Here is a 10,974-nt window from a genome sequence, read left to right on the forward strand (position 1 = left end):
ATTACGGCTTCCGAGCGGTATTTTCCCCGCGGTTTGCGGATATTTTCCGCGGTAACGCTGGTAAAGCGGGGCTGTTGGCCGGCATCATGGAGCAATCCGATATCGAGCTGATCTGGAAACAACTGGAAGCCGAACCGGGCACCCACGCCACGGTGGATTTGGAGTCGCGCTCGGTTGACGTCGGCGGCCACGTCTATCCTTTCGAGATCGACGACTATACCGCCTGGCGGCTGCGCGAAGGCCTGGACGATATTGGCCTGACGTTGCAGAACGACGAAGCCATTAGCGAATTTGAATCCCGTCGCCCAAGCTTCAAACCCCAGGTGCGTTAGCCTCTAGGGGATAGTGATTAGCCGCTCGCTGCCAGCCGCTAGTTGCTCGCCGCTTGCTGCCAGCCGCTTAGCGCACTGGCAGCGGTGATGCCCAGTAATCTGCGCCAACCAGTTTGCCTTCGCGCAGCGAAAGCACCCACACACCGGCCTTCTTGAATTCCCGGGGGCTGATGTCGAAATCGCAGTCGCGAGCCAAATCTTCGATCACCTGCGGCATCATTCCGCCTTGCGAGACCACTGCGGCCACCCCGCCACCGTTAGCGATCTCGTGAAAGCGCTTGCGGGCGGCTGCAAGATCATCCAACCCAGCATCACCCAACAATGCGTCAATTGTCACTGGCAAGCTCAGGGCATCAGAAAGTGGAGCGATTGTGTTCTGGCAACGAGCTGGCTCTGCGGAATATAGCGCGCTCGGCTGATAAGCCTTGAGCATCGGAACCAAGTATTCCGTTTGGCGACGGCCCTTTCTGTGCAACGGACGCAAGTTATCGTCGCCACTCCAGGTCTTGCGATCGTGTGCTTTGGCGTGCCGGATATATAGCACTTGCGTGTCGACGTTATCGTCGCGGCGACGGGCTGCTTGTTGCAAAACTTTCCGGTCGGCGTCGTAGGTTAACTTGTCCTCGGCAGCATCGACGCTGAGCCAACGTAGTTTGTTGACTTCGTCATTTTTCTGGAATTTCCCGCCGATGACTTCTGCGTTCCAATAAAAAACCACTTTGGTGCGGTTTTGTACCGGGTAATTCACTGATCCCAAGAGAGTGCTAAGCCGGACTTTATAGCCGGTTTCCTCGGCGATTTCGCGTACGCAACATGCGGTCAGAGACTCCCCAGGATCAACTTTTCCTTTGGCTAGAGACCAGTCGTCATAGCGCGGCCGGTGAATCACAGCAACCTGTGCGGTGCCGTCGTCGTCAGTGCGCCACAGCACGGCCCCGGCGGCCAGCGTCGGCTTGGGGTAGTTAGCGCCGGGATCTTTGGCCACGTGGTGGTAGCGCGAGGAAAGACTGAAACCACTTTGGGTGTCTTTATCGGCTTCGCTCATTTGGGATTTTTTCGCCATGGTGTCTATTTTCCCGAAAATCCGACCGGATTGCATAACCCGCCCCCGAAATTTGCCGGATAACTTGCACTGTGCTTTGGCTTAGTCGGTAGGCTAGTGGGGATAACTTTCAAGGAGGCGCAATGAGGGTAGCGGTCATGGGAGCCGGGTCGTGGGGCACCACCCTGGCAAAAGTCTTTGCTGATGCCGGCAATAACGTCTGCCTGTGGGCTAGGCGCGGTGAGCTGGCAGAAACCATCTCCACGACGCGGATGAACCCAGATTATTTGCCGGACATCCTGCTTCCTGAAGCTCTTGAAGTCACCACGGATATCGCAGTCGCGCTTGATGGTGCTGACATCGTGGTCTGTGGTGTACCGTCGCAGACTTTGCGCGACAACATCACTGCATGGGCGGCGCATATTCCCGGCGATGCCACGGTGCTGTCGATTTCTAAAGGTATCGAGCGCGACACGCTCAAGCGCATGTCGGAAGTCATTGTCGAAGCGGGTATCGAAGAAGAACGCGTTGCCGTGCTTTCCGGCCCGAACTTGGCCCGCGAAGTTGCACTGGAGCAACCGGCGGCAACCGTGATTGCTTGCGTGGACGAAAACCGCGCCAAGCTGGTGCAAGCAGCGGTGGCGAACCACTATATCCGCCCGTATACCAACACCGACGTTATTGGTTGTGAGCTGGGCGGTGCATGTAAAAACGTTATCGCGCTTGCCTGCGGCATGGCTACGGGCCTGAGTCTGGGCGAAAATACCCAGGCCACTCTGATTACGCGTGGGCTGGCAGAAATTACCCGCCTGGGTGATGCGCTGGGTGCCGATCAGCGCACTTTCGCCGGGCTGGCAGGCCTGGGCGATTTGGTGGCGACCTGCAACTCAGAACTTTCGCGCAACCGCACCTTCGGCAAGCGCTTGGGCCTGGGGGAGTCACTCGCTGATGCAAAAGCAGCGACCAAGGGTCAGGTTGCCGAAGGCGTGATCTCGTCGAATTCGATTTTCCAGCTTGCCCAAGACCATGCCGTGGATATGCCGCTGACCCAGGCGGTGTATTCGGTCTGCCACCGCGATTTGTCTGTCGCCGACATGATGGTCTCGTTGATGGGCCGATCGAAGAAATCCGAGTAGCCATCGCGCTGCCGGCGAGCACAACCATAAGCAGCCGTGAATCTCGCTGCAGCTGCGGTGGTAGCATGACGCGCATGACATCTAAGACCCGCGTGGCCGTTTTCTATGGCGGTCGGAGCACTGAGCACTCGGTATCTTGCGTCTCTGCCTCGGCGATCATGGCGCACCTGGACACGGACCGTTATGAGGTCATCCCGGTCGGTATTACCCGCGAGGGCGTTTTCACCATCGGCGAGCAGGGCTTAAAAATCGTCGACGGCACTTTGCCAGAGGTCACCTTGCGCGATGAGTTGGCGCTGTCGCTGAACCCGCAGCGTCGCGTGCTGCATAACTTGAACACGGGTGAAGTTCACGCCGAGATTGATGTGGTCTTTCCAGTCCTGCACGGTCCATTCGGTGAGGATGGCACTATCCAGGGCATGCTCGAGCTAGCTGATATTCCCTACGTGGGTACCGGCGTGTTGTCTTCGGCGGCGAGCATGGATAAGGAATACACCAAAAAGCTTTTGGCCGCTGAGCATCTGCCAGTCACCCCAGAAGCAGTGGTCGGTGCAGGCGAAGTGCTTTCCGACGGTGACAAGCAGCGCCTTGGCCTGCCCGTTTTCGTCAAACCGGCCCGCGGTGGTTCCTCGATCGGTGTTTCCAAGGTCACTGATTGGGAACAATTCCCGGCCGCGTTGGATGCCGCCCGTGACGCCGATGTGGCAGGCAAGGCGATTGTGGAAACCGAGATTGTTGGCGATGAGGTCGAGATCGGCGTGCTGCAATACCCCGATGGCAGCGTCGTTGCCTCGGTTCCGGCGAAGCTGAATAACACGCAGGATTCGCAAGAAGGCTTCTACGGCTTCGAAACGAAATATCTTGCCGACGTCGTCACTCCAACCATCCCTGCGCCTTACGACGACGAGCAGACTGCCGAACTACAAGATATGGCGCAAGCCGCATTCCGTGCGCTGGACTGCGTAGGGCTGGCTCGCGTGGACTTTTTCGTCACCGAATCTGGTCCGGTGATCAACGAGATCAACACCATGCCGGGCTTTACACCGATTTCGATGTATCCGCAGGTCTTTCAGGCCAGCGGTGTCGCCTACGCGGAATTGTTGGATACGATGATCCAGACCGCGCTGGCTGACTAAGCACAGCGTCCGGCGAGCCCGGCGCGCAGCTTAGCCCGCCTCTGGCGTCGCCGGGGTGTGGTCTTGCACCAATGTGGTGATTCGCGACAACGCTTCTTGCGCAGACGCCTGCGGGGTCGACACTGCCACCGCAACCTCGCGGCCTAGCGGGTACCACGTGGAGGCAGTGGTGCCGTCGGCAAGCACAGTGTCTTCATACCACGGCACCTCATTGATCTGCTGCAAACGCTCACCACGAGGAACCTCTGGGTCTGCGATGCCACAGCGCAATACAATCGGCTCGTACCCTGGGTGTGTCCACGCGACGGTGTCCGGCTCGGTAGCTCGCCCGGTGTTGTCAGCGTTGTTGTCGTCAGCGTTGTTGTCGTCAGCGTTGCTGCGAGTAGCGGTGTATAGCTCGTAGCCTTCGGCTGGCGTGAAGCCATCGCGGGCAGCCTCCAACAGGTCGTGGCACATGTCTACCGCGTCCGGACCTGCTGAGGTGAGCTCAGATAACGGTGCCGGGTGTGGGGTGTGCTCGTGGAGGGCGAGGGCTTCCGTTGCACCGGTGAGCTCTTCGATGGCTTGGCGCGCCTGCTCGGTGGCGGCACCGTCGGCGCTGTCGGCGCTGTCGGTTTCTTCGGGGCGGTCCACGGTTACCGCGACCGTCGGGAAGCGGTTGGTGGTATACCAAGTGCTGAGTGACGAACCTGGTGTCTGATCACGTACTTCGATCCACTCGGTCGCAACATCAGTGCTGCCGTCACCGCTACGGTCGTCTCTGCCGCTGTCACCACCATCATCAATAGCCTGCGGTGCGGAATACTCGCTGTATTGGAACGGCATATCCACCCCGCAACGCAAACTGACCTGGTCGCGGTAGTTGTCGCTTGCCCCAGAGCTGCCGGACGACCACGCAGCAACGCCGGCCGGAGCTGGTTCGGCGATCTCGGCACGTGGCAGGCCAGCGACGTCGTCAGGCAGCGAGTCGATAAGCTGTAGACATTCGGCAGAATCGGCATGCTCGGCAGGCAGAGCTGACAACGAGACCGTGGGTGTGCCACCACCAATGATGCGCGCACCAACCAGCACGACCGCGACTAGGCTGAGCGAGAGCCCCAAAGACACATAGATCGGAACCCGGCCGATGCTTTCCTCCGCTGCACCGGAATCTGTGTGTTGCGCGGAGTTGGCGCCGCCTGTGTGGTCTGTATTGGCTGCTTGGTCTGTATTGTTTGTGGGATCTGTGGCGTGTGTGCGATCGGCACTGCGTGTGGGATCTGCGGTCATAATCGAAAGTCTAACGAAAGGCTATTTGTGAACGATAAGCCAACCCTCGGCGATCTCAGCGAGCGCGAAGTCATCAATGCCATCACCGAGGTTGCCCCGTCGGTGATCAATGGCGATGATGCTGCGGTGCTGTTTCCCTCGCAACCGAATTCCCGCACCGTCGTTGCCACCGACACCATGGTCGAAGGCCGGCATTTCCGCCTGGATTGGTCGAGTCCGGAAGAGGTCGGCCAAAAAGCTATCCTGCAAAACTTCGCTGATATCGAGGCCATGGGCGCGCGCCCGACCGCCGCGCTGCTCTCGCTGTCTGCGCCATCAGATACCCCGCTGGAGGTGGTGCGCGGGATCGCCGAAGGTATCGGTACGCGTGCGCGGCGCTATACCGCAGAACTCGTCGGCGGTGATCTCACCCGGGCGCAGCAGTTGATCGTTTCGGTCACCGCCATTGGTTCGCTGGGTGGTTCGCGTGGTCCATTGACGCTGGACCGTGCGCGCGCCGGGCAGATCTTGGTTGCTCATGGGCGCCTGGGCTGGTCTGCAGCCGGGCTGGCGTTGCTCGAGCGGTTTGGTCGGGATGATATTCCCCGGGAGCTGACCTCGCTTGTCGACGCCCACTGCGCGCCGTGGCTCAGCCCTAACCGGGGGATGATCGCGCGTGCTGCCGGGGCGAGTGCCATGACGGATAATTCCGATGGCCTGTTGCGTGAGCTGACTCTGCTGTCGCAGCGATCCGGGGTTGGGGTCGATTTAGACTCGGCTGCGCTACAACCCGACGAATTGCTGGTGCAAACCGGAGAGCTCCTCGGCGTTGATCCCTGGCAGTGGATCTTCGGCGGGGGAGAAGACCACACCTTGCTGGCGACGACGTCGAAGTCAGCGCCGTCGGGCTTTCGCCGTATCGGTGAGATCACCAATCAGACCAAGGCTGCGACTACCACGTTGTGCATGGAGGGCGCCCCGATTCAGCACAATGACGCACTTAACGGATGGGAGAGTTTTCAGTGAGTGAATCGCTCAACACCGAGCCCGGCGCGCAGCTGCGCGAAAAACTTGCAGCATGGCCGAAGCTGCTCAATCGCGTCGATGCCTCCTGGTACCCGGTGCTCGCCACTGTTGCCGATGACATCGTCGCCGCGATGAACCATGCGAGCCAAGCAGACTACCTGCCAGCAGAAGACGACGTCTTCCGCGCATTGTCCCTGCCGCTGGATAAGGTCCGCGTGCTCATCGTCGGCCAAGACCCATACCCCACGCCGGGGCACGCCATGGGCCTGTCTTTTTCCACCCACCCGGCAGCGACCGGGGCACCGCCACGATCACTCGCGAATATCTACCAAGAACTCGCCGCCGATACCGGCCATGCCGTCACCGCCGACGGCGATCTGCGCCCCTGGCACGACCAAGGCGTGTTGCTGCTCAACCGGGTGCTCACCGTCGCGCCGGGCCAAGCAGGCTCGCACCGCAAACAAGGTTGGGAGGCAGTCACCGAAGCCATCCTGCGCGCACTGCCTGCCGAGAACCTAGTGGCCATTCTGTGGGGCAAACAAGCCCAAGAATGCGAGAAATTCCTCGACTGTCCAGCAATCACCAGCCCACACCCCTCACCGCTGTCGGCGCGCCGCGGCTTTTTCGGCTCCCGGCCGTTTAGCCGTGCGAATCAGTACCTTGTAGACCAGGGTTGTCAGCCAATTGAGTGGAAATTGTAAGCTAGAGCATCATGTCTGTGCGCGCGAATACTCCCGATGAGACCACCGGACCTGCCACCCGCCTTGACGGGGCAGGTCTGCGTCGTTGGGCCCAGCGCGCCGCAGCCGAATTGCAACGTCGGCGCAGCGAAATCAACGGGCTCAACGTCTACCCGGTGCCGGATTCTGATACCGGCTCCAATATGTCGTTCACCATGGACGCCGCCGTCGCCCAGGCCCAGGACTATCCCGATGAGCAGGTCGCACCAGCACTCGCCATGGGCGCTGCGCGTGGGGCACGCGGTAATTCCGGGGTGATCCTGTCGCAGGTACTGCGCGGCATTGCCGATTCCTGCCCAGAAAGCTGCCTGGAAGCCGCACAACTACGCGCGGCACTAGACAGCGCCGTCGAGCTCTCCGAAAAAGCCATCGCCGCCCCCGTGGAAGGCACCATCATCAGCGTGCTGCGGGCCTGTGCGCAGGCCACGCTGAGCCCGGAATCCGCCGACCTGCTTGCCACCACCCGCCAAGCCCTGCACGCCGGAGAACAAGCACTGGCCGCGACCCCGTCACAGCTTCCCGAACTACGCGAGGCAGGCGTCGTCGACGCCGGGGGAGTAGGCCTACTGGTGCTCCTGCAATCGCTTGTCGACGAACTCGAAGGCCGCAACCACTCCCAAGCCAGCGCACTCGCCACCGACACTTTTGCCTCCCACGCAGACACCACACGCAGCCACAACCTGGAAGTGATGTTCTTTTTCACCGGCGACGTCGACAAGCTCGAAGCCGGCATCAGCCCACTTGGCGATAGCCTGATCATCGCCCGCGTCAATGACCACGAAGCCACCGTCCACATCCACAGCGAGCGCGCCGGGGCGGTGCTGGAAACCAGCTTGGAGTTTGGCCGGCCCAGCGATATCCGTCTAGAGGTGCTGCCGGATGCCAGCGCGTATAGCTCGGATACAGCAGGTGCGAATGCTGCCGCTGGAGCAGGTGCCGACGCCAACACCGCAGCTGCTACGCGCCCGCGGCACCGGAAAATGCTCGCGTTAGTGGCCGATGCAAAACTCGCAGAGCTGTTCACCCACACAGGTGCGCAGGCCGTGACACCGCAGGAATTCGTGCGCGAGCACCTCAACCGTGGTGCGCGCCCAGTGGAATCTGCACCCCCAGAATCATCGCTGGCGCACCTGAGCGTGTTGTCCAACGGCTATCTCACCGCCACCCAGCACGAGCAGCTGCGCGTACAGGGCGCAGAAGTGATCGCGACGGACTCGGTCTGCGCCGGCATCGCCGCGATCTCGGTCTATGACAAAACCTTGCCACCAGCCGAGGCAACTGAAACCATGTGTGAAGCCGCCAACGCCATGCGCACGGCGGTGATCGCCGAACCCGCACGATTCGGCGAAGGCCTTGCCGACGAGGTGTTGCGAGTTGCGGCTAACCTAGTTCGCGACGGCGATGAGCAGATCACGGTGCTGAGCCCGCTCGAAGGCGCGATCGACGAAGCAGCGCTGGCCGCTCTCGGCGTGGATGTGATCGTTTTCGCCACCGAGACGGGACCGATCGAGCTAGGGGTGGAATGACGTGTTGGGGTGGCGTGATGATCGCAAGCTGGTCGATGTCGTCGGCGAGAAAGAAGGCCGCGCGATTGAGAAGGCCTTTGAATTCGATACTTGCGGCGAGCTGCTCACGCAATGGCCCCGCACCTTTGCTCGCCTGAATTTCAAACTCACCAGAGATGATATCTCGGCCGAAGAACCACTGACGTTTTATGCCGATGTCGTGAAAATCGAGCAAGTTAAAACCGGCAAAGAGCGCACCATCATTCATCTCAGTAACAGCGCAGAACTGGTCTTTTTTCACACCAAGGTTTTTGGCGTGTGGGCAGGCGACCGCATGCTGGTGACGGGCAAACCGCACTGGTACCGCGATCATCCTACCTTTAGCCACCCGCAGTGCCTGGTGCTGCAAAACCCGAATGATCCCCACGGCGGGAAACGGAAATCTCGGTTTCACAGTGGCGGCATGAAACAGCTGGAGCGCTACCCGGGCTTGTCGGAGTTTATTGAATCCCGGCCGTTTATCCCGATCTATCGCCAGACCAAAGGCTTGGCGACGTGGCGCATTGTGGGTGCGGTCTATGAAATTTTGCGCACGCTGCCCGAGTTGCCGGATCCCACCAATGGTGGCATGTCGCTTAATGCGGCGCTGGGGCAGATGCATTTTCCGCCGCAGGAGGGCAACGACACCGCCGTTGAGCGTTTGAAATCCCACGAGGCGCTTACGCTCTCGCTGGTGATGGCGTTGCGCCGGCTGGACGCACAAAAATCGGTGGCAACCCCGCTGCCGCCGGGAGAAAAACAGTGCCAGCTGTTCGCGGGCCTGCCGTATCAGCTCACCGCAGACCAGCAGACGGCTTTTGCAGAGATCAGCAATGACCTACAGCAGAATTATCCAATGTCGCGCCTGCTGCAGGGCGAGGTCGGTTCCGGCAAAACCGTGGTGGCACTCGCGGCGATGCTGCAGGCGGTTGATAACGACAAGCAAGCCGCCCTGCTTGCCCCCACAGAAGTGTTGGCCACCCAGCACGCCAATAGCCTGGCCGCCACCTTGGATGCAGCCGGGGTAAAGGCCAACGTCGTGCTGCTGACGGGCTCGTTGCCGGTGAAAGCCAAACGCGAGGCGCTGCTGCAGATTGTTTCCGGCCAGGCGGATATCGTCGTCGGCACGCATGCGCTGCTGGAAGATTCGGTGGAGTTTTGCGATCTCAGCTTTGTCATCGTCGATGAGCAGCACCGTTTCGGTGTGGAACAGCGCGATAAGCTGCGCGCGAAGACCTACCCGGTTGCGCATTTGTTGGTGATGACAGCAACCCCGATCCCGCGCACCATCGCGATGACGGCCTTCGGTGATCTCGCAGAATCCGTCATCAAGCAATTGCCGCGTGGGCGCCAGCCGATTAATTCGGCGGTGGTGCCGCACGCTAATCACCGGTGGACACAGCGGATGTGGCAGCGGTTGGAAGAAGAACTCGCCGCTGGCCGGCAGGCCTATGTGGTGACCCCGCGCATTGACGGCAAGGGTGGGGCCATCGAAATCGCCCTAAAGCTTGGCGCGGAGGTCCCGCCGGTTGCGGTGCCGCGTACCGCCCCGGAGGATCTGCACGAGGTCGATCCGTTTGCGCGCTACGGCGATGACGAGCGCCCGTTGCCCAAGGACATGCCGGATTTGTTTGCCCCGCCGGAGCGTGAAGTGCTTGACGACGTCCCCACGGAGATCACGGGCGCGCGCATCGGGGTGCTTTTCGGGCGGATGAGTGGCCCGGATAAAGAGCACGTGATGCAGCAATTCGCCGCTGGGGAGATCAACGTGCTGATCTCTACCACCGTCATTGAGGTCGGCGTGGACGTCCCGAATGCGACGATGATGATCGTGCGCGAATCCGAACGCTTCGGCTTATCTCAGCTGCACCAGCTGCGTGGCCGGGTGGGCCGTGGCACGGAAAAGTCGGTGTGCTTGTTCCACACGCTGGCACCGGAGGGCCATCCTGCGAGCCAGCGGCTGCAGGAAATCGCGCAGACGAATAACGGCTTTGAAGTCGCCCGGGTAGATTTGGATCACCGCAAGGAAGGAAATATGTTCGGCACGTTGCAGGCGGGCGTGCAGCGGCAGCTGGAATTGCTTGATGTTAACAACGATGTCGGGATCATCGAGATGGCGAAGTCGCAGGCCCAGAACATTGTGAAGGCTGATTTGGCGATCGCGCGTGCGATGGTCGCTGGCATCGATGATGATTACGACTATCAGGCGGTGACCAAGAGCTAGCCGCCCGGCCGGTACTGTATCCACCCGGTTAGACTAGTGGGCATGAATCGGATCATTGCAGGTAGTGCTCGCGGCAGAAAGATCGCGGTGCCAGCAGAAGGAACCCGCCCGACCAGCGACCGCGCCCGGGAGGGGCTGTTTTCCGCATTGAACGCACGCCTGGATTTTCCAGGTGCGCGCGTGCTGGATCTGTTTGCCGGTTCTGGTGCTTTGGGCCTTGAGGCCGCCAGCCGAGGTGCGAGCAGGGTAGTGCTTGTCGACGATAGCCCGCAAGCCTGCGAGATCATTCGCGCGAACGCGGCCGTGCTGGCTGATTGCGGCGCCCAGATTGATGTTGTTGGTTCACCCGCACTCGATTACGTGAGCCGCATCGGGGAAAAATTCGACCTGGTGCTGGCAGACCCACCTTATGCGGTGAGTGAAGCCGATATTGCGGAGATCCTCGACCAGCTACCGCGGATTCTGCACGACGAGGCGATGGTGGTGATCGAACGGGAGGTACGCTCGCCGGAAACCGCGTGGCCGGACGAGTTCGCACCGACCACG

Annotated in this window: 9 protein-coding genes and 1 pseudogene; 8 read left to right on the forward strand and 2 right to left on the reverse strand. The window is 60.8% G+C overall.

The window, feature by feature from the left end:
- Positions 1 to 332, forward strand: a pseudogene (locus RCH87_RS08610) (3-isopropylmalate dehydratase small subunit); the annotation flags it as partial.
- A 67-nt stretch (positions 333 to 399) separates the two neighbouring features.
- Here RCH87_RS08610 and RCH87_RS08615 read toward each other — a convergent pair.
- On the reverse strand, positions 400 to 1,395 hold the full coding sequence (locus RCH87_RS08615; RefSeq protein WP_306516298.1) for an NUDIX hydrolase: 996 nt from the start codon (positions 1,393 to 1,395) through the stop codon (positions 400 to 402).
- A 122-nt stretch (positions 1,396 to 1,517) separates the two neighbouring features.
- Here RCH87_RS08615 and RCH87_RS08620 point away from each other — a divergent pair, with 122 nt between their 5' ends.
- Positions 1,518 to 2,510 (forward strand): NAD(P)H-dependent glycerol-3-phosphate dehydrogenase, encoded by a 993-nt coding sequence (locus tag RCH87_RS08620; protein ID WP_306516299.1) that lies wholly within the window; start codon positions 1,518 to 1,520, stop codon positions 2,508 to 2,510.
- Between the two features lie 74 nt (positions 2,511 to 2,584).
- Positions 2,585 to 3,646 (forward strand): D-alanine--D-alanine ligase family protein, encoded by a 1,062-nt coding sequence (locus RCH87_RS08625; protein WP_306516300.1) that lies wholly within the window; start codon positions 2,585 to 2,587, stop codon positions 3,644 to 3,646.
- A 30-nt stretch (positions 3,647 to 3,676) separates the two neighbouring features.
- Here the strand turns inward: RCH87_RS08625 and RCH87_RS08630 are convergent, their stop codons facing one another.
- Positions 3,677 to 4,915, reverse strand: a complete 1,239-nt coding sequence (locus RCH87_RS08630; RefSeq protein WP_306516301.1) for a DUF3515 family protein — start codon at positions 4,913 to 4,915, stop codon at positions 3,677 to 3,679.
- Positions 4,916 to 4,942: 27 nt separating this feature from the next.
- On the opposite strand from RCH87_RS08630, the gene RCH87_RS08635 reads away from it, so the two are divergent.
- The 5 genes from RCH87_RS08635 to rsmD all read left to right on the forward strand — a co-directional run.
- Positions 4,943 to 5,920, forward strand: coding sequence for a thiamine-phosphate kinase (locus RCH87_RS08635; protein WP_306516302.1), 978 nt, complete (start codon positions 4,943 to 4,945; stop codon positions 5,918 to 5,920).
- A gap of 32 nt (positions 5,921 to 5,952) precedes the next feature.
- On the forward strand, positions 5,953 to 6,621 hold the full coding sequence (locus tag RCH87_RS08640) for a uracil-DNA glycosylase (protein WP_373690961.1): 669 nt from the start codon (positions 5,953 to 5,955) through the stop codon (positions 6,619 to 6,621).
- An 11-nt stretch (positions 6,622 to 6,632) separates the two neighbouring features.
- Positions 6,633 to 8,186 carry a DAK2 domain-containing protein gene (locus RCH87_RS08645; protein WP_306516304.1) on the forward strand — a complete coding sequence of 518 codons (1,554 nt, stop codon included), beginning with the start codon at positions 6,633 to 6,635 and terminating at the stop codon, positions 8,184 to 8,186.
- Position 8,187: 1 nt separating this feature from the next.
- Positions 8,188 to 10,428 carry an ATP-dependent DNA helicase RecG gene (locus RCH87_RS08650; protein ID WP_306516305.1) on the forward strand — a complete coding sequence of 747 codons (2,241 nt, stop codon included), beginning with the start codon at positions 8,188 to 8,190 and terminating at the stop codon, positions 10,426 to 10,428.
- A gap of 42 nt (positions 10,429 to 10,470) precedes the next feature.
- Positions 10,471 to 10,974: 16S rRNA (guanine(966)-N(2))-methyltransferase RsmD (gene rsmD / locus RCH87_RS08655; protein WP_306516306.1), on the forward strand; the 504-nt coding region annotated here is incomplete at its 3' end.

The organism is Corynebacterium sp. (genome assembly GCF_030826625.1).
Taxonomy (GTDB): domain Bacteria; phylum Actinomycetota; class Actinomycetes; order Mycobacteriales; family Mycobacteriaceae; genus Corynebacterium.